The following is a 22320-nucleotide window of genomic DNA, read 5'->3' as shown; positions in this document are numbered from 1 at the left end:
GATCCAAAATAGTGCAGCCTATTTTTCATGCCCATTTTCGGGCACCTCCTATACTCATAGCTCCCTCTTCCCACCTTTTAAAACGATCATTCGGAGCTGCATTCGGAACTATGGTGCAGAAATTGCTACTTGTGATCCGTCTGACACCGTTCAGTAACAGTCCTAAACGCGCCACAAGCGCTTATCTTGGTTTCCAGGGATTACATAATGAAAAAAGCATTGCTGACCCTTTCTGCACTGGCTCTGTGCATGGCCGCTGGTTCCGCCTTGGCCAAGGAATACAAGGAATTGCGTTTTGGTGTCGATCCTTCCTACGCGCCGTTCGAGTCCAAAGCCGCTGACGGCAGCCTGGTGGGCTTCGACATCGACCTGGGCAATGCGATCTGCGCCGAACTGAAGGTCAAGTGCAAGTGGGTCGAAAGCGACTTCGACGGCATGATTCCGGGCCTCAAAGCCAACAAATTCGACGCCGTGATTTCGTCCATGACCGTCACCGAAGCCCGCATGAAGGCCATCGACTTCTCCAACGAGCTGTTCTCCGGCCCGACTTCGCTGGTATTCAAGAAGGGCGCCGGTTACTCCACGCCTGAGTCCCTCAAGGGCAAAACCGTGGGCTACGAGCAAGGCACCATCCAGGAAGCCTATGCCAAGGCCGTATTGGATAAAGCCGGTGTAACCACCAAGGCCTACGCCAACCAGGACCAGGTCTACGCTGACCTGACCTCCGGCCGTCTCGACGCCTCCGTGCAGGACACGCTGCAAGCCGAACTGGGCTTCCTGAAGTCGCCGGCCGGTGCCGGTTACGAAGTCAGCGCGGCCATCGACGACCCACTGCTGCCGTCGAAAATCGCGGCCGGTATCAAAAAAGGTAACACTGAGCTGAAGGCCCTTTTGGATAAAGGTATCAAAGCGTTACACGATGATGGCACCTACGCCAGCATCCAGAAGAAACACTTTGGCGATCTGAACCTGTACAGCGGCAAATAATGCCTGGGGCGCCCCTTCCCGGGAGGGGCGCTGTTTTATCGCCATAGGTCCTGATTTATGTTCGAAGAACTGTTGCAAACCCTCGGGCTGAGCGCGTTCAGTTTGAAGGGTTTCGGCCCGCTGTTGCTGCAAGGCACCTGGATGACCCTCAAGTTGTCGGTGCTGTCCCTGGCCGTCAGCGTGTTGCTGGGCCTGCTCGGCGCCAGCGCCAAACTGTCCAGCCTGCCGTTCCTGCGCATTCCCGCCCAGCTCTACACCACGTTGATTCGTGGCGTGCCCGACCTGGTGCTGATGCTGCTGATTTTCTACAGCCTGCAAACCTGGCTGACCGGTCTTACCGACTTCATGGAATGGGAATACATCGAAATCGACCCATTCAGCGCCGGGGTGATCACCCTGGGCTTTATTTACGGTGCGTACTTCACCGAAACCTTTCGCGGCGCGATCCTCGCGGTGCCCCGTGGCCAACTGGAAGCCGCCACGGCTTACGGCCTCAAGCGCGGGCAGCGGTTTCGCTACGTGACCTTCCCGCAAATGATGCGCTTTGCCCTGCCGGGCATCGGCAACAACTGGATGGTGATGCTCAAGGCCACCGCACTGGTGTCGATCATCGGTCTGGCGGACCTAGTCAAGGCCGCGCAGGATGCCGGCAAGAGCACCTATCAACTGTTTTACTTCCTGGTGGTCGCCGCACTGATCTACCTGCTGATCACCAGTGCGTCCAACTTTGTCCTGCGCCGTCTTGAACGTCGCTATTCGGCAGGCTCGCGGGAGGCCGTGCGATGATCGAACTCTTGCAGGAATACTGGCGCCCATTCCTTTACAGCGACGGCCAGCACATCACCGGCCTGGCCATGACCATGTGGTTGCTCAGCGCCTCGCTGGTGATCGGCTTCCTGGTGTCGATTCCGCTGTCCATCGCCCGGGTGTCGCGCAATCCCTTGGTGCGCTGGCCGGTGCAGTTCTACACCTACCTGTTTCGCGGCACGCCGCTCTATATCCAATTGCTGATCTGTTACACCGGCATCTACAGCATCGCCGCCGTGCGCGCCCAACCGGTGCTGGATGCGTTCTTTCGCGATGCGATGAACTGCACGGTCCTGGCGTTTGCCCTCAACACTTGCGCCTACACCACCGAGATTTTCGCCGGAGCGATCCGCAGCATGGCCCACGGCGAAGTCGAAGCGGCCAAAGCCTACGGCCTCAGCGGCTGGAAGCTGTACGCCTATGTCATCATGCCGTCGGCCCTGCGCCGTTCATTGCCGTACTACAGCAACGAAGTGATTTTGATGCTGCACTCGACGACAGTGGCGTTTACCGCGACGATCCCGGACATTCTCAAAGTGGCCCGGGACGCCAACTCGGCCACGTTCCTCACCTTTCAATCGTTCGGCATCGCTGCGCTGATCTACCTGACCGTGACCTTTGCCCTGGTCGGTCTGTTTCGTCTGGCGGAGCGCCGCTGGCTGGCCTTCCTCGGGCCGAGCCACTAAGGAGCCTTCATGCGTCATCAGGTTCATGAACTGATCGCGCCCGTGCCTGGCACGGCACGGCAGATTCACAGTTTCCACTTCGGCCCGGAACTGGCCGAATGCAAGGTCTACATCCAGTCGTCACTGCATGCCGATGAATTGCCGGGCATGCTGGTGGCCTGGCACCTCAAGGCGCGCCTGGCGCAACTGGCCGCCGCCGGGCGCTTGCGCAGCGAGATCGTGCTGGTGCCGATCGCCAACCCGGCGGGCCTCGAACAAGTGTTGATGGACATCCCGCTGGGCCGCTATGAGCTGGAAAGCGGGCAGAACTTCAATCGCCTGTTTGTCGACCTCAGTGAAGAGGTGGGCGATCGGGTCGAAGATTTGCTCGGGGATGATCCCCAGCGCAACGTCGAATTGATCCGCACGGCACTCTCCACCGCGTTGGCCGCACAAACCGCCGCGACGCAGTTGCAGTCCCAGCGCCTGGTGCTGCAACGCCTGGCCTGCGATGCCGACATGGTGCTCGACCTGCATTGCGATTTCGAAGCCGTGGCGCACCTGTACACCACGCCCGAGGCCTGGCCGCAGGTGGAGCCGTTGGCGCGCTATATCGGCTCGGAGGCCAACTTGCTGGCCACCGATTCCGGCGGGCAATCTTTCGATGAGTGCTTCAGCCTGGTGTGGTGGCAATTGCAGCAACGCTTCGGCGAGCGCTTCCCGATCCCCATGGGCAGCTTTTCGGTGACCGTCGAGCTGCGCGGCCAGGGTGACGTCAACCACGGCCTGGCCGGCCTCGACTGCCAGGCGATCATCGACTACCTGATTCACTTCGGCGCGATTGCCGGCGACGTGGCACCGCTGCCCGCCCTGCCCTACCCGGCCACCCCGCTGGCGGGAGTCGAACCGGTGGCGACGCCGGTCGGCGGCTTGCTGGTGTTCAGCGCCTTGCCCGGCGAGTACCTCGAAGCCGGGCAACTGATCGCCGAAATCATCGACCCCATTACTGACCGCGTAACGCCTGTGCATTGTCAAAACGCCGGCCTGCTTTACGCCCGTTCGCTACGGCGCATGGCCACTGCGGGGATGGTCATCGGCCATGTCGCAGGTTCAGAGGCCTACCGCAGCGGCTACCTACTTTCGCCTTGAGGATGCACGCCCCATGTACAAACTGACCGTTGAAGGCCTGCATAAAAGCTATGGCGACAATGAAGTGCTCAAAGGCGTCTCGCTCAAGGCCAAGACCGGTGACGTGATCAGCCTGATCGGCGCCAGCGGCTCGGGCAAGAGCACCTTCCTGCGCTGCATCAACTTTCTGGAAACCCCCAACGACGGCGCGATGACCCTCGATGACAAGCCGATCCGCATGGTCAGCGACCGCCACGGCATGCGCGTGGCCGACGATGCCGAGCTGCAGCGCCTGCGCACACGCCTGGCGATGGTGTTCCAGCACTTCAACCTGTGGAGCCACATGAGCGTGCTGGAAAACATCACCATGGCCCCGCGCCGGGTGCTGGGCTGCAGTAAGAAAGACGCCGAAGACCGTGCCCGTCGCTACCTGGACAAAGTCGGACTGCCGGCCCGCGTGGCCGATCAATACCCGGCATTTCTCTCCGGCGGCCAGCAGCAACGCGTGGCCATCGCCCGCGCCCTGGCGATGGAACCGGAAGTGATGCTGTTCGACGAACCCACCTCGGCCCTCGACCCGGAGCTGGTGGGCGAAGTGCTGAAGGTGATCCAGGGCCTGGCCGAGGAAGGCCGCACCATGATCATGGTGACCCACGAGATGAGCTTTGCGCGCAAGGTGTCGAGCCAGGTGCTGTTCCTGCACAAGGGCCTGGTGGAAGAGCAAGGCACGCCGGAGGATGTGCTGGGCAACCCGAAGAGTGAGCGCCTGCAACAGTTCCTGAGTGGCAATCTGAAGTAAGCCTTCGCTGATCTTCCCGCACGCCCCTGCGCCGCCTAAGCGCTCTGAGAGCCCGCCCAGCCGGCCCATGCGCTTGAGCGCGGCAATCCACGATAAGCGCGCAGGCAGCCCGCTGCCCGCGTTTTGGGGCTTTGCTGGGGATACTGAGTGCAACACGGCAGATATTTGTGATCGGCCGCCAGGAGAGATGGCCAGCCCGCGGAAGGACTGACCACATTCCAATCTGCAGGCATCAGGCCATCGGCGCGGGTGGCGGCTCGTCTGGAAGGGTCGGTTCGCCAGGTTCGGTAGGCTCAGGGGAATCCGGGTCAGGTTGACCGGGGAGACCACCCGCATAGGCAGGATCGGCCATCAGGGACCACGCCATCACGCCAATCTGGTTGGGTTCAAGCCGGGCGAGTTCGGCGCTGATTCGCGGGTCGAGTTTCATAAGGTACTCCTCAAGCGTGGCTCGGCGCGCATTGCACGCACCGAAGCAGTACACCCAATAGAGTCACTTTCCGCAGACTAATTCCCTTTACGCGTAGGAGCTTTCGATCAAGCGCGTGGCAAGGTGACGCCGCGCTGGCCCTGGTACTTGCCAGCACGGTCCTTGTAGGACACTTCACAGGCCTCATCGGACTGCAGAAACAGCATCTGCGCCACGCCTTCGTTGGCGTAGATCTTCGCTGGCAGGGTGGTGGTGTTGGAGAACTCCAGGGTGACGTGACCTTCCCACTCAGGCTCAAGCGGCGTCACGTTGACGATGATGCCGCAGCGCGCGTAAGTGCTTTTACCCAGACAGATGGTCAGCACGTCGCGGGGAATACGGAAGAACTCCACGGTGCGCGCCAGGGCGAAGGAGTTGGGCGGGATGATGCACACGTCGCTCTTGACGTCGACGAAGCTCTTTTCGTCGAAGTTCTTCGGATCGACGATCGCCGAGTTGATATTGGTGAACACCTTGAATTCATCGGCACAACGCACGTCGTAGCCGTAGCTGGAAACACCATACGAAATCACGCGATCGGCGTCGTCACCACGGATCTGGCGCTCAACGAACGGTTCGATCATGCCGTGCTCTTGCGCCATGCGGCGAATCCACTTGTCCGATTTGATGCTCATGGCGGGTGTCCTGATAGCGAGGTGGAAAAATTCTGTTGGGCATCTTACCGGGGCAGGCGTTGGGGTTCAAAGGGCGTGGGGCTTTTGTTGACGAATGTGTTGATCAATGCCCGCCTTGTACAAGCCGCGCCCATTGGGGCCGGGACCCGAATCGGCGTGCGCGACGGACGTAAATACCACCGCCAGTCACGAAATTAGAGAAACCTTCGGAAATACCATTGGCACGTTCCGGAAAAAGGGTTAAGGTGGCGCCACTGTGCTGCTTGTGTCACTGAGAATCTCTACACGATATGTTGAATTTCGATCCAACCATCTCCAAGAATTTTTCCTGCTCTTTGCACTCAGTCTCGGCCAGGGCTTTTCCTGAGTCGCAGTTAACTTTGTCCAAGGAGATACACCATGTCTAATCGCCAAACTGGTACCGTTAAGTGGTTCAACGATGAAAAAGGCTTCGGCTTCATCACTCCACAATCCGGTGACGACCTGTTCGTTCACTTCAAAGCTATCCAATCCGACGGCTTCAAAAGCCTGAAAGAAGGCCAACAGGTTTCTTTCATCGCTACCCGCGGTCAGAAAGGCATGCAAGCTGAAGAAGTTCAAGTTATCTAACTTGTACTGACTCAGTCGAAAGAACCCCGCCCTTAAAAGCGGGGTTTTTTTATGCCTTGGATTTGGGCATGCATGAGCGCAAAAAATGTGGGAGGGGGCTTGCTCCCGATGGCGGTGGGTCAGTCAATACATCCAGTGACTGATCCACTGCCATCGGGAGCAAGCTCCCTCCCACATTCAGACTGCGTCGTTACTGAAACAACGACTCGCTCGACAAGCCGTTCTTCTCCAGGATCTCACGCAAGCGCTTGAGCCCTTCTACCTGGATCTGCCGCACCCGCTCACGGGTCAAGCCGATCTCCAGGCCTACATCCTCCAGGGTGCTGCTCTCATGACCGCGCAGGCCGAAGCGGCGAATCACCACCTCGCGCTGCTTGTCCGTAAGCTCCGACAACCACTGGTCAATGCTTTGGGAAAGATCATCGTCCTGCAACAGCTCGCAAGGGTCTGTCGGGCGATCATCCGTCAGGGTGTCCAGCAGGGTTTTGTCCGAATCCGGGCCCAGCGAGACGTCGACCGAAGACACGCGCTCGTTAAGACCGAGCATACGCTTGACCTCGCCCACCGGTTTTTCCAGCAGGTTGGCGATTTCTTCGGGAGAGGGTTCATGATCGAGTTTTTGTGTCAGCTCACGCGCCGCCCGCAGGTAGACGTTGAGCTCCTTGACCACATGGATCGGCAACCGGATCGTGCGGGTTTGATTCATGATCGCCCGTTCGATGGTCTGACGAATCCACCAGGTGGCATAAGTCGAGAAGCGGAAGCCGCGTTCGGGGTCGAACTTCTCCACCGCCCGGATCAAGCCCAGGTTGCCCTCCTCGATCAGGTCCAACAGTGACAGCCCACGATTGACGTAGCGTCGGGCGATTTTCACCACCAGGCGCAGGTTGCTTTCAATCATGCGCTTGCGCCCAGCCGGATCGCCCTTTTGCGACAAGCGCGCAAAATGGACTTCTTCTTCGGGAGTCAGCAGAGGGGAAAAGCCGATTTCATTGAGGTACAGCTGGGTCGCATCGAGCGCCCGCGTGTAGTCAATGTACTTATGTTGCTTTAACGCAGTGGAGTTCTTGGATTTGGTGCGAACTGAAGGTACAGCCATTCCCTCATTCGACATCGATTCCATAGCGATGCCGGTCTCCGTAAGGAGAACCTCATCGTCGATGTCAAACTCCGGCGCTTCTTTACTGAGAGCCATTGTTATAGTCCTTTGGTGAGTTCGACCTCAAGCTCAAGCGACGCCTTTATCCTTGGCAACGCTAGAGCCTGTTCCTTCTACGTGAGGGAACAGGCTGGCAACACATCAACGACGGGGTAGGAATTGCAGAGGATCTACAGGTTTCCCTTGGCGGCGAATCTCAAAGTGCAGTTTCACCCGGTCTGTACCAGTTGACCCCATTTCGGCAATTGTCTGTCCGACTTTGACCTGCTGCCCCTCCCGAACCAACAGCCTACGGTTGTGGCCGTAAGCACTGACGTAGGTATCGCTGTGTTTGATGATGACCAGCTCGCCGTAGCCCCGCAAACCACTCCCGGCGTACACCACTGTCCCATCAGATGCAGCTAAAACAGGCTGTCCCAAATCCCCGGCGATATCAATGCCTTTATTCAAACTACCGTTTGAAGAGAATTTTCCAATCAATACGCCGTTCGACGGCCATCCCCAGCCGGTCGGCGCAGGCCCCGCAGGCGGCAGCGGCGCGGCTGCTGGTTTGCTCGCAACCGCAGGCGCGGCGCTGCCTGCAGGCCGCGTGATGATCGTGGTTTTGCTCGAGGACGAGGGCGAAGATGTGGTGTTTGTCACCACTGACGTCGGTGTTGAACCGGTGCGCCCATCGAAGCGAATCGTCTGACCCGGATGTATCGTGTAGGGCACCGGAATATTGTTGCGCGCGGCGAGCGCCTTGTAGTCCCAGCCATAGCGGAAGGCAATCGAAAACAGCGTATCGCCCTTGCGCACCACATACTGCCCCGTGGTCACGGTCGGCTTCTGCGGCGCGGCATTCGTGCGATCAACCACCCTCGCGCCCCCGGAAGGCGTGCTCGAACAAGCCGCCAATAAGGAACTCAAGACAAGGCCAAGCACCAGTCGCTGAAAGCTTGTTTTACTCATACGCTGCGCAAGACCTGTGAGACTCACCCGCCGCTCCCTTTGTGGTGGCTGAACATGAATGCCTGTATCAGGCTTGAAATATGTCGTAAGTATAACTGGGCATTGGCTTTTTACTGGCACACGACTGAAACGAAAGATTCATCGCGTTTAAAACCAACGACCGATCATGTTGACTCTATAGACCCCGCCGTAAGACACATCGCCGCCAACAGAATTCACTGCTCGCGAATAAATGATCAGGCCAGCGGGCCATTGAGCAACGGCACGAAGCGCACGGCGCCGAGCACATGCCGGGAAAAGCCTTCGTCTTCACGGATAATGAGCATCAATTGTTGCACTTCGCCGGAACCCACCGGGATCACCAGCCGACCGCCAGGGGCCAGTTGATCGAGCAACGCCTGCGGTACATCGGTGGCGACCGCGGTGACGATGATGCCGTTATACGGCGCCAGCGCCGGCCAGCCTTCCCAGCCATCGCCCCAGCGGAACACCACGTTGCGCAGGTTCAGTTCCACCAGGCGTTCCTTGGCGCGATCCTGCAGCACCTTGATGCGCTCCACCGAGAACACGCGCTCTACCAACTGCGACAGCACGGCAGTCTGGTAGCCGGAACCGGTGCCGATCTCCAGCACCTTGTCCAACGGGCCCGCCGCCAGCAGCAGCTCGCTCATGCGCGCAACCATATACGGCTGGGAAATGGTCTGGTTATGCCCGATCGGCAACGCCGTGTCTTCATAGGCGCGATGGGCCAGGGCCTCATCGACAAACAGGTGCCGGGGCGTGCGCCGGATCACTTCCAGTACCTGGGCGTTGGACAGGCCTTCTTCGTACAGGCGCTGGATCAGACGCTCGCGGGTGCGCTGGGAGGTCATCCCGATGCCGCGACGCAACAGGTCGTCTTGTTCACGAGCCATCAGCGCAAGTCCTCCAGCCAGCCATCGAGACTACTGAAGGCATCACTGAAGGTGCGATCGAGCTGCAACGGGGTAATCGATACATAGCCTTGCATCACCGCATGAAAGTCAGTGCCCGGCCCACCGTCTTCGGCATCGCCCGCAGCGGCGATCCAATAACCTTCCTTGCCACGCGGGTCGACCACCTTCAACGGCGCCGCCGCGCGGGCGCGATGGCCCAGGCGCGTGAGCTGGATACCGCGAATATGCTCGAGGGGCAAGTTGGGGATATTGACGTTAAGCACCGTCCGGGGCGGCAGATCGAGGGAACCGTGGGCCTCCACCAGCTTGCGCGCGAAATGCGCGGCCGTCGGCAGGTTGTCCAATTGACGCGAGGTCAACGAAAAGGCAAACGAGGTCCGCCCCAGGAAACGCCCTTCCAGGGCCGCCGCCACCGTGCCGGAATACAGCACGTCATCCCCCAGGTTGGCGCCGAGGTTGATGCCCGACACCACCAGGTCCGGCTCCTGATCCAACAAACTGTTGATCGCCAGGTGTACGCAGTCGGTGGGGGTGCCGTTCACGCTGATATAGCCATTGGCCAGAACGTGCACGTGCAGCGGACGGTCGAGCGTCAGCGAACTGCTGGCGCCGCTCTTGTCCTGGTCGGGGGCAACCACCACGCACTCGGCGTAATCCGCCAGCGCAGCATGAAGCGCGGCGAGGCCGGGTGCGGTGGCACCGTCGTCATTTGATATCAGAATACGCATGGGCTGTCCGTCTGCCCCACCGGCACCAGATCAACAAGCTCGCGCACCAAGACAGTGGCGAAGCATCCGGCCGGCAGGACGAATTCCAATTGCAGAATGTCAGGCCCGGGATAATGCCACGTCAACCCGCCAATGGGCAGTCGCAGAATGCGACGTTCCTGGCTCATGCCGGCATTCACCAGCCAATCGCGCAGGTCGGCCTCACTGGCAGCAACCGCCTGCTCCAGCGCATGGGTTGCACCGCTGGCTGGCGAATCGCCTTCGCCCCACTGCGGTCCGGTGGGGTGCAGATCGAGGATCGCCAGGCGCGGGTCGCTGCATTCAGCCTCCCCCGCCGGGAAAAAACTGCGGCTGTCGGTGAAGGCCAGCAGATCGCCGACCTGCGCACGCTGCCAGGAACCGTCCGCGACACGGGCCGCCAACACTTTGTTGAAGAGGAAACTGCGTGCCGTCGACAGCAACCGCGAACGCACGTTGCGCTGCTCCGGCAAGGCCTTGCGGGCCGCCCACTCACGCGCATCCACCACATTGCCGCCGTTGTGGCCAAAGCGCTGGGTGCCGAAATAATTGGGAATGCCGTGCTGGGCGATCAGTTGCAAGCGCGCATCGATGGCCGCGTGATCCCCCGCCAGTTGCGTCAGGCGCAAGGTAAAACCGTTGGCCGAATGAGCACCGCGTTGCAGCTTGCGCTTGTGGCGGCCGGTCTTGAGGATCTTGAGGGTGTCGTTTTCCGCGCCGCTCAGGTCCGGATCGGCCTTGCCCGGCAGTTGCACACTGAACCACTGGCGGGTCAACGCCTGGCGATCCTTGAGCCCGGCATAGCTGACGGTGCGCAACGGCACGCCGGCGGCCTTGGCGATCCGGCGCGCGGCTTCTTCGGTGTTGAGGCCACGCTTTTCCACCCACAGCCACAGGTGCTCACCCTCGCCGCTCAGCGGGATATCGAGCACTTCGTCGACCTGGAAATCTTCCGCGGTAGCCTTCAGCACGGCGCTGCCCAAGGCCTCGCCATAGGCCCGTGGGCCCAGCAGTTGCAAGTCGTTCATGCGCGCAGCAACAAAGCGACGGAATGTACCGCGATGCCCTCTTCACGACCGGTAAACCCGAGCTTTTCGGTGGTGGTGGCTTTCACGTTCACTTGATCCAATTCAATGTGCAGATCCGCCGCGATCAACGCGCGCATCGACTCGATGTGGGGGGCCATTTTCGGCGCCTGGGCCACGATGGTGTTATCGACGTTGCCGACCTTCCAGCCTTTGGCGTGGATCAGGCCGACCACATGGCGCAGCAATACCCGGCTGTCCGCGCCCTTGAAGGTCGGGTCGGTGTCCGGAAAGTGCTTGCCGATATCGCCGAGCGCCGCGGCGCCGAGCAAGGCGTCGCTCAACGCGTGCAGCAGGACATCGCCGTCGGAATGAGCCAGCAACCCATGGTGGTGCGCGATCCGCACGCCGCCCAGGGTGATGAAATCGCCTTCAGCGAAACGGTGCACATCGTAGCCGTGGCCAATACGCATAAAAAAACGCCCCGATTTAATTCAGGGCGTGATTCTACCTACTTTTGTCGCATATTAACCGAGCAAAGCACGACCATGATGTCGCAAATGGTCTTCGATGAAGCTGGCGATAAAGAAGTAGCTGTGGTCATAGCCCGGTTGCAGGCGCAGTTCGAGCGGATGGTTGGCCGCTTTCGCCGCTTGCTGCAGGGCTTCGGGCTTGAGCTGCACCGCGAGGAAGTCGTCGCGGTCGCCCTGGTCCACCAGCAACGGCAGCTTTTCCGCGGCTTCGCTGATCAGCACGCAAGCGTCCCACTCGCGCCACTTCGAGCGCTCTTCGCCCAGATAACGGGAGAAGGCTTTCTGGCCCCATGGGCAATCCATCGGGTTGTTGATCGGCGAAAACGCCGACACCGATAGGTAACGCCCGGGGTTGCGCAATGCACATACCAGCGCACCGTGGCCGCCCATGGAGTGGCCGCTGATACCGCGCTTCTGCGAAGCCGGGAAATGCGCCTCAACCAACGCCGGCAATTCCTGCACCACGTAGTCATGCATCCGATAGTGCTTGGCCCAGGGTTCCTGGGTGGCATTCAGATAGAAACCAGCCCCCAGGCCGAAATCCCAGGCGTTGTCCGGATCGCCCGGCACCCCAGGACCACGCGGGCTGGTGTCCGGCGCAACAATGATCAGCCCCAGTTCGGCCGCCATGCGCTGGGCGCCGGCTTTCTGCATGAAGTTTTCATCGGTGCAGGTCAACCCGGACAGCCAGTACACCACCGGCAGCTTGCCGCCCTGCTCCGCTTGCGGCGGCAGGTAGACGGCGAAGGTCATGTCGCAACCGAGCACCTCGGAATGATGCTTGTAGCGTTTATGCCAGCCGCCGAAGCTCTTCTGGCACGACAGGTTTTCCAGACTCATGGCCGACCTCAGAAGTGAATGACGGTACGAATGCTCTTGCCTTCATGCATCAGATCAAACGCTTTGTTGATGTCTTCCAGGCCCATGGTGTGGGTGATGAAGGTGTCCAACGGGATCTCGCCGCTCTGGGCCATTTCCACGTAGCTGGGCAGCTCGCTGCGACCACGCACGCCGCCAAAGGCCGAACCGCGCCAGACGCGGCCGGTCACCAACTGGAATGGACGGGTGGAAATTTCCTGGCCGGCACCGGCAACGCCGATGATCACCGACTCGCCCCAGCCTTTGTGGCAGCACTCGAGGGCGGCGCGCATCAGTTGCACGTTACCGATGCACTCGAAGGAAAAGTCCACGCCGCCGTCAGTCAAATCGACAATCACGTCCTGGATCGGGCGATCGTAGTCTTTCGGGTTGATGCAGTCGGTGGCGCCCAGTTGCTTGGCGATTTCGAACTTGGCCGGGTTGATGTCGATGGCGATGATGCGACCGGCCTTGGCTTTTACCGCGCCGATTACCGCCGACAGGCCGATACCGCCCAAGCCGAAGATGGCGACGGTATCGCCGGGCTTGACCTTGGCGGTGTTGATCACCGCACCGATACCGGTGGTGACGCCACAGCCGAGCAGGCAGACTTTTTCCAGCGGCGCGTCTTTAGGAATCTTCGCCACGGAAATTTCCGGCAGCACGGTGTACTCGGAAAAGGTCGAGGTGCCCATGTAGTGGAAAATCGGCTGACCCTTGTAGGAGAAACGCGTGGTGCCATCGGGCATCAGGCCTTTGCCCTGGGTGGCACGAATCGCCTGGCACAGGTTGGTCTTGCCCGACAGGCAGAATTTGCACTTGCCGCACTCCGGGGTGTAGAGCGGGATCACATGGTCGCCGACCGCAACCGAGGTCACGCCCTCGCCGATCGCCTCAACCACCGCACCGCCTTCATGGCCGAGAATCGACGGGAAGATGCCTTCCGGGTCGGCGCCCGACAACGTGTAGGCGTCGGTATGGCACACGCCGGACGCAACCACGCGCAACAGCACTTCGCCGGCCTTGGGCATGGCGACATCCACTTCTACGATCTCGAGGGGCTTCTTGGCTTCGAAGGCTACGGCGGCGCGGGACTTGATCATCCGGGTTTCTCCTGGGAGTTAAAAACTAAGACGGCGAGTGTAAAACATGCCCAGCTGATTAATAATCCAGGCAAAAGCAAAACTTTATTGCTGTACAGGGATAATCGCCATGCTGGAAAACCGCTGGGAAGGCATCGATGAGTTCGTCGCCGTCGCTGAATGCAGCCAATTCACCGCGGCGGCGGAACGCCTTGGGGTGTCTTCGTCGCACATCAGCCGGCAAGTGGCTCGCCTGGAAGAACGGCTGCAAACGCGCTTGCTGTATCGCAGTACGCGCAAGGTGACCCTGACCGAAGCCGGCCAGACCTTTCTGCAACACTGCCAGCGCCTGCAGGATGGCCGCGAAGAAGCCCTGCGCGCCGTCGGCGACCTCGCCAGCGAGCCCAAGGGCATGCTGCGCATGACCTGCGCCGTGGCGTATGGCGAACGATTCATCGTGCCGCTGGTGACGCGGTTCATGGGGCTTTACCCGCAACTGCGGGTGGACATCGAACTGAGCAATCGTCAGTTGGACTTGGTACACGAAGGCCTCGACCTGGCGATTCGCCTGGGACGCCTGCAAGACTCGCGCATGGTCGCCAGCCGCCTGGCGCCGCGCCGCATGTACTTGTGCGCGTCGCCGTCCTACCTGGCGCGGTATGGGCGGCCGCACAGTTTGTCGGAATTGAGTCGGCACAACTGCCTGATCGGCAGCTCGGACATCTGGCAACTGGCCCAGGACGGGCGCGAATTTTCCCAAAGGGTGCAGGGCAACTGGCGCTGCAACAGTGGGCAAGCGGTGTTGGACGCGGCGTTGCAAGGGGTGGGCTTGTGTCAGTTACCGGACTATTACGTGCTCGAGCATTTGCACAGTGGCGCGCTGGTGTCGTTACTGGAAGCGCATCAGCCGCCGAATACGGCGGTGTGGGCGTTGTATCCGCAGCAGCGGCATTTGTCGCCGAAGGTCAGGAAGCTGGTGGATTATTTAAAGGCAGGGTTGGCCGAACGGCCGGAGTACGGTACTGAGCATTGATGGCGTTTATCGTTTATGTAGGAGCGAGCTTGCTCGCGAAAAACTTGAGAGCGCCGCTTCAATCCAGATTGTCCGCGTTATCGTTGACGTTTTTCGCGAGCAAGCTCGCTCCTACAGCCGATTGGCCCAGCGTAGTCGCAGCCATTCCAGGTCCTCGGGCCGGGTCACCTTGATATTGTCCGAGCGTCCTTCGATCAGGCGCGGCGCCTGGCCTGACCATTCCATGGCCGAGGCTTCGTCGGTGATCACCGCATCGGCCACCAGGCTGTCGGCCAATGCGCGATGCAACGCGCCCAAGCGGAACATCTGCGGTGTGTAGGCTTGCCAGATCAGGCTGCGGTCAACGGTCTCGATGACGCGACCATGCTTGTCTACACGCTTGAGGGTATCGCGGGCCGGCACAGCCAGCAGGCCGCCCACCGGATCGTCCGCGAGTTCGGCGAGCAGTTTGTCGAGATCGTCACGACTCAGGTTAGGCCGCGCCGCATCATGCACCAAGACCCAATCATCATCGCTGGCGCCCAGGGCATTGAGCTGCAGCAACGCATTGAGTACCGAGCCCGAACGCTCCGAGCCACCGTCCGCCCGCTGGATACGCGGGTCAGCGGCACACGCGAGGTGAGGCCAGTAAGGGTCATCAACAGCAAGACTGACCACCAGGCCCTTGAGCGAGGGGTGGTCGAGAAAACAGCCAAGGCTGTGTTCGAGAATAGTGCGCCCGCCCAGTTGCAAGTACTGCTTGGGACGGTCCGCAGCCATACGGGCACCGATGCCCGCGGCAGGAATCACGGCCCAGAAGGCCGGCAAACGGTGATTCATTGGGCCAACTGGTAGAGGGTTTCGCCCTCCTTGACCATGCCCAATTCATGGCGAGCCCGCTCTTCGACGGTCTCCATGCCCTTTTTCAACTCAAGCACCTCGGCATCGAGAACGCGATTGCGCTCCAGCAGGCGTTCGTTTTCGGCGTGCTGGTCGGCAATTTGCTGGGTCAGGTCTTTTACCTGCGCAAAGCTGCCATTACCCACCCATAGGCGGTACTGCAGGCCAGCCAGCAACAAGAGCAAGACGAGGAACAACCAATTGGGACTGCGCATCGAATATCGGGTATCCAGTGAAAAAAGACCGCCATACAAAACTTTTGCAGCAACGGATAGCACGAAGCCTGGAAGACCCAGGCTTGTGCTTGATCGTCATCAGATTAGCGTCGAATTTCACACTCTCGTGATTTTTCCGACACAATCTGCCGACTTTTTACCATTTACTGATCAGCCGCGAAACTCGCTGCGACCGTTGTACTTGGCTTTACCCGCCAGTTGCTCTTCGATACGCAGCAATTGGTTGTACTTGGACACGCGATCGGAACGGCACAGCGAGCCGGTCTTGATCTGGCCCGCCGACGTGCCCACGGCCAGGTCGGCAATGGTCGAGTCTTCGGTTTCGCCGGAGCGGTGCGAGATCACGGCGGTGTAGCCCGCGGCCTTGGCCATCTGGATGGCTTCCAGGGTTTCGGTCAGGGTGCCGATCTGGTTGAACTTGATCAGGATCGAGTTGGCGATCTTCTTGTCGATGCCTTCTTTCAGGATCTTGGTGTTGGTCACGAACAGGTCGTCGCCCACCAGCTGGATTTTTTCACCGATCTTGTCGGTGAGGATTTTCCAGCCGTCCCAGTCGGACTCGTCCAGGCCGTCTTCGATCGAGATGATCGGGTAGCGCTGGGTCAGGCCCTTGAGGTACTCGGCAAACCCTTCGGAGTTGAACACCTGGCCTTCGCCGGACAGGTTGTACTTACCGTCTTCGTAGAATTCGCTGGCGGCGCAGTCCAGGGCCAGGGTCACGTCGGTGCCCAGGGTGTAACCGGCGTTGGCCACGGCTTCGGAGATGACTTTCAGTGCATCTTCGTTGGACGCCAGGTTCGGCGCGAAACCACCTTCGTCACCCACGGCGGTGCTCAGGCCACGGGCCTTCAGCACAGCCTTGAGGTGATGGAAAATCTCGGTGCCCATGCGCAGGCCTTCGGAGAAGGTCTTGGCGCCAACCGGCTGCACCATGAATTCCTGGATGTCGACGTTGTTATCGGCGTGCTCGCCGCCGTTGATGATGTTCATCATCGGCACCGGCATCGAGTACACACCCGGAGTGCCGTTGAGGTTGGCGATGTGGGCGTACAGCGGCAGGTCCTGGTCCTGCGCGGCGGCCTTGGCGGCGGCCAGGGACACGGCGAGGATGGCGTTGGCCCCCAGGCTGCCTTTGTTTTCAGTGCCGTCGAGCTTGATCATCGCGTGGTCCAGGGCTTTCTGGTCCAGCGGGTCTTTGCCCAGCAACAGGTCACGAATCGGACCGTTGATGTTGGCTACCGCCTTGAGGACACCCTTGCCCAGGTAACGGCTCTTGTCGCCATCACGCAGTTCCAGCGCTTCGCGGGAACCTGTGGAAGCACCGGACGGCGCGCAAGCGCTGCCGATGATGCCGTTATCGAGAAGCACGTCGGCTTCGACGGTGGGGTTGCCACGGGAGTCGAGAACTTCACGACCTTTGATGTCGACGATTTTTGCCATTGTTGTAAACACTCCAAAGTTGACGAAAACGCTCTATACCGCTCGATTTAACTTGTCGCGCACATTGCAATATTTGGAACAAACTTGCCAGTAATAGTGCCCTCTCGGGCCTCATCGCGAGCAAGCTCGGCTCCTGCACGGAGAAATGGCGCTTACGCGGTCTCTACCGTCGGAAAACTCTTGACCAGCTCGTCCAACTGCTTGAGCTGGGCCAGGAATGGCTCCAGTTTGTCCAGGCGCAGGGCGCAAGGACCATCGCATTTGGCGTTGTCCGGGTCCGGGTGGGCTTCCAGGAACAGGCCGGCCAGGGACTGGCTGATGCCGGCCTTGGCCAGGTCCAATACCTGGGCACGACGCCCGCCAGCGGAATCGGCGCGGCCACCCGGCATTTGCAAGGCGTGAGTCACGTCGAAGAACACCGGGTATTCAAACTGTTTCATGATGCCGAAACCGAGCATGTCCACCACGAGGTTGTTGTAGCCGAAGCTCGAACCGCGCTCGCAGAGGATCAACTGGTCGTTACCCGCTTCCACGCACTTGTTCAGGATGTGCTTCATTTCCTGGGGCGCGAGGAACTGGGCTTTCTTGATATTGATCACCGCACCGGTCTTGGCCATGGCGACCACGAGGTCGGTCTGGCGCGACAGGAAGGCCGGCAACTGGATGATGTCGCACACTTCGGCGACCACGGCAGCCTGTTCAGGCTCGTGGACGTCGGTGATGATCGGCACGCCGAAGGCTTGCTTGATGTCCTGGAAGATCCGCATGCCTTCTTCAAGGCCCGGGCCGCGATAGGACGTCACGGACGAACGGTTGGCCTTGTCGAAGCTGGCCTTGAACACATAAGGGATACCCAGTTTCTGGGTAACCTTGACGTACTCTTCACAGACCTGCATCGCCATGTCGCGGCTTTCCAGCACGTTCATGCCGCCGAACAGCACCATGGGCTTGTCGTTGGCAATCTCGATGTCGCCTACGCGAATGATCTTCTGGGCCATCAGCTTCACGCCTTCTTCTGATGTTGCGTCAGTGCTGCTTTAACGAAACCGCTGAACAACGGGTGACCGTCGCGCGGCGTCGAGGTGAACTCAGGGTGGAACTGGCAGGCCACGAACCATGGATGATCCGGCGCCTCGACCACTTCGACCAACTTGCCGTCACCGGAGCGACCGGAGACTTTCAGGCCGGCTGCTTTGATCTGCGGCAGCAGGTTGTTGTTCACTTCGTAGCGGTGACGGTGACGCTCGACGATCACGTCCTTGCCGTAGCAGTCGTGAACCAGCGAACCCGGCTCCAGCAGGCAGTCTTGCGCGCCGAGGCGCATGGTGCCGCCCAGGTCGGACGATTCGGTACGGGTTTCAACGGCGCCGGTGGCGTCTTCCCACTCGGTGATCAGGCCCACGACCGGGTGGCCGCTGGAATGATCGAACTCGGTGGAGTTGGCGTCTTTCCAACCCAGCACGTTACGAGCGAACTCGATAACGGCCACTTGCATGCCCAGGCAGATCCCCAGGTACGGCACCTTGTGCTCACGAGCGTACTGCACGGCGGTGATCTTGCCTTCCACGCCACGCAGGCCGAAACCGCCTGGAACGAGGATCGCGTCGACGCCTTCGAGCAGCGCGGTGCCTTGGTTCTCGATGTCTTCGGAATCGATATAGCGCAGGTTGACCTTGGTACGGTTGCTGATGCCGGCGTGGCTCATCGCTTCGATCAGCGACTTGTACGCGTCCAAAAGCTCCATGTACTTGCCGACCATGGCGATGGTGACTTCATGCTCAGGGTTGAGCTTGGCGTCGACCACGGCTTCCCACTCGGACAGATCCGCGCCGCCGCATTGCAGGCCGAAACGCTCGACCACAAAATCGTCCAGGCCCTGGGAATGCAGGATGCCCGGGATCTTGTAGATGGTGTCGGCGTCTTCCAGGGCAATCACCGCACGCTCTTCAACGTTGGTGAACTGCGCGATCTTGCGACGCGAGGAAATATCGATCGGGTGATCGGAACGGCACACCAGCACGTCCGGCTGCAGGCCGATGGAACGCAGTTCCTTGACCGAGTGCTGGGTTGGCTTGGTTTTGGTTTCGCCGGCGGTGGCGATGTAGGGCACCAGTGTCAGGTGCATCAGCATCGCGCGCTTGGCGCCGACTTCGAAACGCAACTGGCGGATGGCTTCGAGGAACGGTTGGGATTCGATGTCACCCACGGTGCCACCGATCTCGACCATCGCCACGTCGGCATCGCCCGCGCCCTTGATGATGCGGCGCTTGATTTCGTCGGTGATGTGCGGGATCACCTGGATGGTTGCACCCAGGTAGTCACCACGACGCTCCTTGCGCAGCACGTGTTCGTAGACACGGCCGGTGGTGAAGTTGTTGTTCTGGGTCATGGTCGTGCGGATGAACCGCTCGTAGTGGCCCAGGTCCAGGTCGGTCTCGGCGCCGTCGTGGGTGACGAACACTTCACCGTGCTGGAACGGGCTCATGGTGCCCGGGTCAACGTTGATGTACGGGTCCAGCTTGAGCATGGTGACCTTAAGTCCCCGCGCCTCCAGGATGGCCGCCAATGAAGCGGAGGCAATGCCTTTCCCCAATGAAGAAACAACACCGCCCGTGACGAATATGTAGCGCGTCATGAAAAACCCTAGAAGTCTGCGTTAAAGCGGTCCGAGCCGCCGGGGAAAGCGAAGGAAGGCCGAAGCCCCCGATCACCTGCATTAATCACAGTGCACCTTTCAAAAAAACCGCCGCGTGGTGACAGACCAGCAATGAAACACCGGTACGTTGATCGCTACACATTTTTTGGAATCGCCCAGCAAAGACTGCTTGGTAATCGGCAACTGCTGCGATTCAGGCGAATCCACAGAAGTTGTATCAAGAAGGGAGCGTAGTCTACCGGAAAGGCGCTATCAGCTCAAACCTTGATCGCAGGTCTGTGGCATCCAATGTAATTGCCAGCCGTCATTCGACGTCTTCCAAAGCCCTGCAAGGCTGGGCGCAGCCAGCAATTGCTCGCCCCGATACAGCAGCGGCAATCTGCCACGGACAAAACCCGGCAGCCCACTTTCGTTGAGCAGACGCTTCAAATCGCGCCGACCGCGCCCCGGAATGTCGATGATTTCGCCGCCCTGGCGATAGCGAACCTGCAACACGCCCTCGGGAACCCGACCGATCAACCGGAGTTGGCCATTACCCGGTAACTCTAGCGGGTTTTGCGGCTGCGCCCAGCTCACCGATGCGTCGGAAAACTCCGACCAACCGGAGGGCAGCCACCAGATGCGCTCGCCGCAACGGTGCAGATCGCCGTTGGCCAAGCGCCACAGGGGTTGTGCATCGAGCTTGGCGTCGCGCAGGGAATGCCAGCCGGCCCAGTGGTCGCTGTCGGGTAAACGCGTCAGCGGGCTCAGCCAATGGCGCAGGGCGTTGCGTTGACGCGCGTCGGAAAGCTCACACAACGGCGCCAGGGCCAAGGACGGCAAGGGCAGCCACGGAAAAGGCGAAGGCTGCTCGGCGGCTTGCAGGTCGATGTGCGCCAACTCGTCCAACAGGCCTTGGGCTTCGCTCAAATGTTCAGCGGCGCGGGCCAGGTTGGCCACGGCCTGGGGCCAGCGCTCGGTCAGCCGCGGGAATACACGATGGCGCAGGTAATTGCGCGAAAAGCGGGGATCGGCGTTGGAAGGGTCTTCGATCCACGTCAACTGGTGCTCCTCGGCGTAGGCCTGCAGCTGCGCGCGTGAACTGCGCAGCAACGGCCGCAGCAGATGACCGCCCGCCAGCGCACGCTGCATCGGCATGGCCGCCAACCCTTGCACCCCCGCGCCGCGCAACAGACGAAACAGCAAGGTTTCGGCCTGATCGTCGCGGTGCTGGCCGATGAGCAACACTTCCCCTGCCCCGACCACCTCACTGAATGCCTGATAGCGCGCATCACGGGCCGCGCGCTCCAGGCTTGCGCCAGCCCGCACCTGCACGCGCATCACCTTCAAGGGTACGCCAAGGGCGTCACAGACCGACTGACAATGAGCGGGCCAGGCATCGGCTGCAGCTTGCAGGCCATGGTGGACATGAACAGCGCCGAGCGCAGGAAGCTTCTCAGTTTTGGCGAGATTTGCCAGGAGGTGCAGCAGGACGGTGGAATCAAGCCCGCCGGAAAAAGCGATATGCCAGGCCGGAGCGTTGCGCCAGGGGGCCAGGGTTTGCAGGAGTTTGGCGGAAAGTAATGGTTTCATCAGATGTTACCGCCGCAAACCTGGAATACGTTGGCCAAGCATACACAAAGCAAATGTGGGAGGGGGCTTGCTCCCGATAGCGGCGGGTCAGTCATCAGATGCATTGACTGACACTCAGCAATCGGGAGCAAGCCCCCTCCCACATTTTTTACGGCTGCGGTTTAGAGACCGTAGCTCATCAGGCGCTCGTAACGCCGGGCCAACAGTGCTTCGGTATCCAGCTTCTTGAGCATCGCCAGTTGCGAACCCAGTTCGGCACGGATGGTCGCGGCAGCGGCGGCCGGGTCGCGGTGGGCGCCGCCCAATGGTTCGGCGATGACTTTATCCACGATCCCCAGGCCCTTGAGACGATCGGCGGTGATGCCCATCGCTTCGGCAGCGTCCGGCGCTTTCTCGGCGGTTTTCCACAGGATCGAAGCGCAACCTTCCGGCGAGATCACCGCGTAGGTCGAATATTGCAGCATGTTCAATTGGTCGCAGACACCAATGGCCAACGCACCGCCGGAACCACCTTCACCAATCACGGTGGCAATGATCGGGGTTTTCAGGCGGGACATGACGCGCAGGTTCCAGGCGATCGCTTCGCTCTGGTTGCGTTCTTCGGCGTCGATACCCGGGTACGCGCCCGGGGTGTCGATGAACGTCAGGATCGGCATTTTGAAGCGCTCGGCCATTTCCATCAGGCGACAAGCCTTGCGGTAGCCTTCCGGACGCGGCATGCCGAAGTTACGGCGGACTTTCTCGCGCACTTCACGGCCTTTCTGGTGACCGATCACCATCACCGGCTGGTCGTCCAGGCGAGCGATACCGCCCACGATGGCCGCGTCGTCGGAGAAGTGGCGGTCGCCGTGCAGCTCGTCGAACTCGGTGAAGATGTGCTGAATGTAGTCCAGGGTGTACGGACGGCGCGGATGGCGGGCCAGGCGCGCGATCTGCCAGCTGGTCAACTTGCCGAAGATGTCTTCGGTGAGCGAGCTGCTCTTGTCTTGCAGGCGAGCGATTTCATCGCCGATATTCAGCGAGTTGTCATTGCCGACCAGGCGCAGTTCTTCGATCTTGGCTTGCAGGTCAGCGATCGGCTGTTCGAAATCAAGAAAATTCGGGTTCATAAGCGTC

24 protein-coding genes are annotated in these 22320 nt (G+C 60.4%); 7 read left to right on the top strand and 17 right to left on the bottom strand.

Annotated elements, in window-relative coordinates:
- Window positions 1-207 precede the first annotated feature (207 nt).
- Genes MOQ67_RS07910 through MOQ67_RS07890 form a run of 5 tightly spaced genes read left to right on the top strand, consistent with a single transcriptional unit; the run spans window position 208 to window position 4386 of the window.
- Entirely contained in the window at window positions 208-987 is a 780-nt protein-coding gene (locus tag MOQ67_RS07910) for a transporter substrate-binding domain-containing protein (protein ID WP_017844774.1), read from the top strand.
- A gap of 57 nt (window positions 988-1044) precedes the next feature.
- The gene (locus MOQ67_RS07905; protein WP_102617378.1) at window positions 1045-1773 is read left to right on the top strand and encodes an ABC transporter permease; all 729 of its coding nucleotides are present in this window, start codon (window positions 1045-1047) and stop codon (window positions 1771-1773) included.
- Window positions 1770-2480, top strand: a complete 711-nt coding sequence (locus MOQ67_RS07900) for an ABC transporter permease (RefSeq protein ID WP_017844772.1) — start codon at window positions 1770-1772, stop codon at window positions 2478-2480. Before MOQ67_RS07905 ends, MOQ67_RS07900 begins: the two co-directional genes overlap by 4 nt.
- 9 nt (window positions 2481-2489) lie before the next feature.
- Complete coding sequence (locus MOQ67_RS07895) at window positions 2490-3608, top strand: succinylglutamate desuccinylase/aspartoacylase family protein (RefSeq protein ID WP_198717334.1); 1119 nt, start codon at window positions 2490-2492, stop codon at window positions 3606-3608.
- A 13-nt stretch (window positions 3609-3621) separates the two neighbouring features.
- Window positions 3622-4386: an ABC transporter ATP-binding protein gene (locus MOQ67_RS07890; RefSeq protein ID WP_010563548.1), complete on the top strand. Its 765-nt coding sequence runs from the start codon at window positions 3622-3624 to the stop codon at window positions 4384-4386.
- Window positions 4387-4618: 232 nt separating this feature from the next.
- On the opposite strand, the gene MOQ67_RS07885 is transcribed toward MOQ67_RS07890, so the two are convergent.
- The gene (locus MOQ67_RS07885; protein ID WP_046490227.1) at window positions 4619-4816 is read right to left on the bottom strand and encodes a hypothetical protein; all 198 of its coding nucleotides are present in this window, start codon (window positions 4814-4816) and stop codon (window positions 4619-4621) included.
- A gap of 107 nt (window positions 4817-4923) precedes the next feature.
- Complete coding sequence (gene dcd / locus MOQ67_RS07880; protein ID WP_017844768.1) at window positions 4924-5490, bottom strand: dCTP deaminase; 567 nt, start codon at window positions 5488-5490, stop codon at window positions 4924-4926.
- Between the two features lie 399 nt (window positions 5491-5889).
- Between dcd and MOQ67_RS07875 the strand changes: the two genes are divergently transcribed.
- The gene (locus MOQ67_RS07875; RefSeq protein ID WP_002554837.1) at window positions 5890-6099 is read left to right on the top strand and encodes a cold-shock protein; all 210 of its coding nucleotides are present in this window, start codon (window positions 5890-5892) and stop codon (window positions 6097-6099) included.
- Between the two features lie 190 nt (window positions 6100-6289).
- Here the strand turns inward: MOQ67_RS07875 and rpoS are convergent, their stop codons facing one another.
- From rpoS to MOQ67_RS07835, 8 genes are all read right to left on the bottom strand, one after another.
- Window positions 6290-7294 carry an RNA polymerase sigma factor RpoS gene (gene rpoS, locus MOQ67_RS07870; protein WP_017844767.1) on the bottom strand — a complete coding sequence of 335 codons (1005 nt, stop codon included), beginning with the start codon at window positions 7292-7294 and terminating at the stop codon, window positions 6290-6292.
- A gap of 105 nt (window positions 7295-7399) precedes the next feature.
- Window positions 7400-8236, bottom strand: a complete 837-nt coding sequence (locus MOQ67_RS07865) for a peptidoglycan DD-metalloendopeptidase family protein (protein WP_026139769.1) — start codon at window positions 8234-8236, stop codon at window positions 7400-7402.
- 209 nt (window positions 8237-8445) lie between these two features.
- The gene (locus tag MOQ67_RS07860) at window positions 8446-9081 is read right to left on the bottom strand and encodes a protein-L-isoaspartate(D-aspartate) O-methyltransferase (protein WP_169850588.1); all 636 of its coding nucleotides are present in this window, start codon (window positions 9079-9081) and stop codon (window positions 8446-8448) included.
- Window positions 9082-9122: 41 nt separating this feature from the next.
- Window positions 9123-9872 (bottom strand): 5'/3'-nucleotidase SurE, encoded by a 750-nt coding sequence (gene surE / locus MOQ67_RS07855; RefSeq protein WP_017844765.1) that lies wholly within the window; start codon window positions 9870-9872, stop codon window positions 9123-9125.
- Window positions 9860-10918, bottom strand: a complete 1059-nt coding sequence (gene truD, locus MOQ67_RS07850) for a tRNA pseudouridine(13) synthase TruD (RefSeq protein WP_198717333.1) — start codon at window positions 10916-10918, stop codon at window positions 9860-9862. The genes surE and truD overlap by 13 nt, the downstream gene beginning before the upstream one ends.
- Window positions 10915-11388: a 2-C-methyl-D-erythritol 2,4-cyclodiphosphate synthase gene (ispF, locus tag MOQ67_RS07845; RefSeq protein WP_017844763.1), complete on the bottom strand. Its 474-nt coding sequence runs from the start codon at window positions 11386-11388 to the stop codon at window positions 10915-10917. Before ispF ends, truD begins: the two co-directional genes overlap by 4 nt.
- 54 nt (window positions 11389-11442) lie before the next feature.
- Window positions 11443-12288, bottom strand: a complete 846-nt coding sequence (gene fghA / locus MOQ67_RS07840) for an S-formylglutathione hydrolase (RefSeq protein ID WP_017844762.1) — start codon at window positions 12286-12288, stop codon at window positions 11443-11445.
- A gap of 8 nt (window positions 12289-12296) precedes the next feature.
- Window positions 12297-13409 (bottom strand): S-(hydroxymethyl)glutathione dehydrogenase/class III alcohol dehydrogenase, encoded by a 1113-nt coding sequence (locus tag MOQ67_RS07835; RefSeq protein ID WP_017844761.1) that lies wholly within the window; start codon window positions 13407-13409, stop codon window positions 12297-12299.
- 109 nt (window positions 13410-13518) lie between these two features.
- On the opposite strand from MOQ67_RS07835, the gene MOQ67_RS07830 reads away from it, so the two are divergent.
- Window positions 13519-14421, top strand: a complete 903-nt coding sequence (locus MOQ67_RS07830) for a LysR substrate-binding domain-containing protein (protein WP_017844760.1) — start codon at window positions 13519-13521, stop codon at window positions 14419-14421.
- Window positions 14422-14532: 111 nt separating this feature from the next.
- Here MOQ67_RS07830 and ispD read toward each other — a convergent pair whose 3' ends face one another.
- The 7 genes from ispD to MOQ67_RS07795 all read right to left on the bottom strand — a co-directional run bounded on the left by ispD (window position 14533) and on the right by MOQ67_RS07795 (window position 22313).
- Window positions 14533-15240 (bottom strand): 2-C-methyl-D-erythritol 4-phosphate cytidylyltransferase, encoded by a 708-nt coding sequence (ispD, locus tag MOQ67_RS07825; RefSeq protein ID WP_017844759.1) that lies wholly within the window; start codon window positions 15238-15240, stop codon window positions 14533-14535.
- The gene (gene ftsB / locus MOQ67_RS07820; RefSeq protein WP_017844758.1) at window positions 15237-15515 is read right to left on the bottom strand and encodes a cell division protein FtsB; all 279 of its coding nucleotides are present in this window, start codon (window positions 15513-15515) and stop codon (window positions 15237-15239) included. The genes ispD and ftsB overlap by 4 nt, the downstream gene beginning before the upstream one ends.
- Before the next feature lie 171 nt (window positions 15516-15686).
- Window positions 15687-16976, bottom strand: a complete 1290-nt coding sequence (gene eno / locus MOQ67_RS07815) for a phosphopyruvate hydratase (protein WP_017844757.1) — start codon at window positions 16974-16976, stop codon at window positions 15687-15689.
- A gap of 152 nt (window positions 16977-17128) precedes the next feature.
- Entirely contained in the window at window positions 17129-17974 is an 846-nt protein-coding gene (kdsA, locus tag MOQ67_RS07810; RefSeq protein WP_010563535.1) for a 3-deoxy-8-phosphooctulonate synthase, read from the bottom strand.
- A 5-nt stretch (window positions 17975-17979) separates the two neighbouring features.
- Window positions 17980-19611 carry a CTP synthase gene (locus tag MOQ67_RS07805; protein WP_026139768.1) on the bottom strand — a complete coding sequence of 544 codons (1632 nt, stop codon included), beginning with the start codon at window positions 19609-19611 and terminating at the stop codon, window positions 17980-17982.
- A gap of 273 nt (window positions 19612-19884) precedes the next feature.
- Window positions 19885-21204 carry a tRNA lysidine(34) synthetase TilS gene (tilS, locus tag MOQ67_RS07800; RefSeq protein WP_198717331.1) on the bottom strand — a complete coding sequence of 440 codons (1320 nt, stop codon included), beginning with the start codon at window positions 21202-21204 and terminating at the stop codon, window positions 19885-19887.
- A 161-nt stretch (window positions 21205-21365) separates the two neighbouring features.
- The gene (locus MOQ67_RS07795; protein WP_017844753.1) at window positions 21366-22313 is read right to left on the bottom strand and encodes an acetyl-CoA carboxylase carboxyltransferase subunit alpha; all 948 of its coding nucleotides are present in this window, start codon (window positions 22311-22313) and stop codon (window positions 21366-21368) included.
- Between the last annotated feature and the right edge of the window lie 7 nt (window positions 22314-22320).

The organism is Pseudomonas sp. LY-1 (assembly GCF_053502595.1).
This window is presented reverse-complemented; position numbering and strand designations above follow the sequence as displayed.

Excerpts from the sequence above, each read along its gene's own strand:
- MOQ67_RS07795 (WP_017844753.1), bottom strand. The coding sequence starts at position 22,313 with ATGAACCCGAATTTTCTTGATTTCGAACAGCCGATCGCTGACCTGCAA.
- truD (WP_198717333.1), bottom strand. The coding sequence starts at position 10,918 with ATGAACGACTTGCAACTGCTGGGCCCACGGGCCTATGGCGAGGCCTTG.
- MOQ67_RS07895 (WP_198717334.1), top strand. The coding sequence starts at position 2,490 with ATGCGTCATCAGGTTCATGAACTGATCGCGCCCGTGCCTGGCACGGCA.
- MOQ67_RS07900 (WP_017844772.1), top strand. The coding sequence starts at position 1,770 with ATGATCGAACTCTTGCAGGAATACTGGCGCCCATTCCTTTACAGCGAC.
- surE (WP_017844765.1), bottom strand. The coding sequence starts at position 9,872 with ATGCGTATTCTGATATCAAATGACGACGGTGCCACCGCACCCGGCCTC.
- MOQ67_RS07890 (WP_010563548.1), top strand. The coding sequence starts at position 3,622 with ATGTACAAACTGACCGTTGAAGGCCTGCATAAAAGCTATGGCGACAAT.
- MOQ67_RS07910 (WP_017844774.1), top strand. The coding sequence starts at position 208 with ATGAAAAAAGCATTGCTGACCCTTTCTGCACTGGCTCTGTGCATGGCC.
- ispF (WP_017844763.1), bottom strand. The coding sequence starts at position 11,388 with ATGCGTATTGGCCACGGCTACGATGTGCACCGTTTCGCTGAAGGCGAT.
- MOQ67_RS07875 (WP_002554837.1), top strand. The coding sequence starts at position 5,890 with ATGTCTAATCGCCAAACTGGTACCGTTAAGTGGTTCAACGATGAAAAA.
- rpoS (WP_017844767.1), bottom strand. The coding sequence starts at position 7,294 with ATGGCTCTCAGTAAAGAAGCGCCGGAGTTTGACATCGACGATGAGGTT.
- tilS (WP_198717331.1), bottom strand. The coding sequence starts at position 21,204 with ATGAAACCATTACTTTCCGCCAAACTCCTGCAAACCCTGGCCCCCTGG.
- eno (WP_017844757.1), bottom strand. The coding sequence starts at position 16,976 with ATGGCAAAAATCGTCGACATCAAAGGTCGTGAAGTTCTCGACTCCCGT.
- ftsB (WP_017844758.1), bottom strand. The coding sequence starts at position 15,515 with ATGCGCAGTCCCAATTGGTTGTTCCTCGTCTTGCTCTTGTTGCTGGCT.
- MOQ67_RS07860 (WP_169850588.1), bottom strand. The coding sequence starts at position 9,081 with ATGACCTCCCAGCGCACCCGCGAGCGTCTGATCCAGCGCCTGTACGAA.
- MOQ67_RS07905 (WP_102617378.1), top strand. The coding sequence starts at position 1,045 with ATGTTCGAAGAACTGTTGCAAACCCTCGGGCTGAGCGCGTTCAGTTTG.
- ispD (WP_017844759.1), bottom strand. The coding sequence starts at position 15,240 with ATGAATCACCGTTTGCCGGCCTTCTGGGCCGTGATTCCTGCCGCGGGC.
- fghA (WP_017844762.1), bottom strand. The coding sequence starts at position 12,288 with ATGAGTCTGGAAAACCTGTCGTGCCAGAAGAGCTTCGGCGGCTGGCAT.
- MOQ67_RS07805 (WP_026139768.1), bottom strand. The coding sequence starts at position 19,611 with ATGACGCGCTACATATTCGTCACGGGCGGTGTTGTTTCTTCATTGGGG.
- MOQ67_RS07830 (WP_017844760.1), top strand. The coding sequence starts at position 13,519 with ATGCTGGAAAACCGCTGGGAAGGCATCGATGAGTTCGTCGCCGTCGCT.
- MOQ67_RS07885 (WP_046490227.1), bottom strand. The coding sequence starts at position 4,816 with ATGAAACTCGACCCGCGAATCAGCGCCGAACTCGCCCGGCTTGAACCC.
- MOQ67_RS07835 (WP_017844761.1), bottom strand. The coding sequence starts at position 13,409 with ATGATCAAGTCCCGCGCCGCCGTAGCCTTCGAAGCCAAGAAGCCCCTC.
- kdsA (WP_010563535.1), bottom strand. The coding sequence starts at position 17,974 with ATGGCCCAGAAGATCATTCGCGTAGGCGACATCGAGATTGCCAACGAC.
- dcd (WP_017844768.1), bottom strand. The coding sequence starts at position 5,490 with ATGAGCATCAAATCGGACAAGTGGATTCGCCGCATGGCGCAAGAGCAC.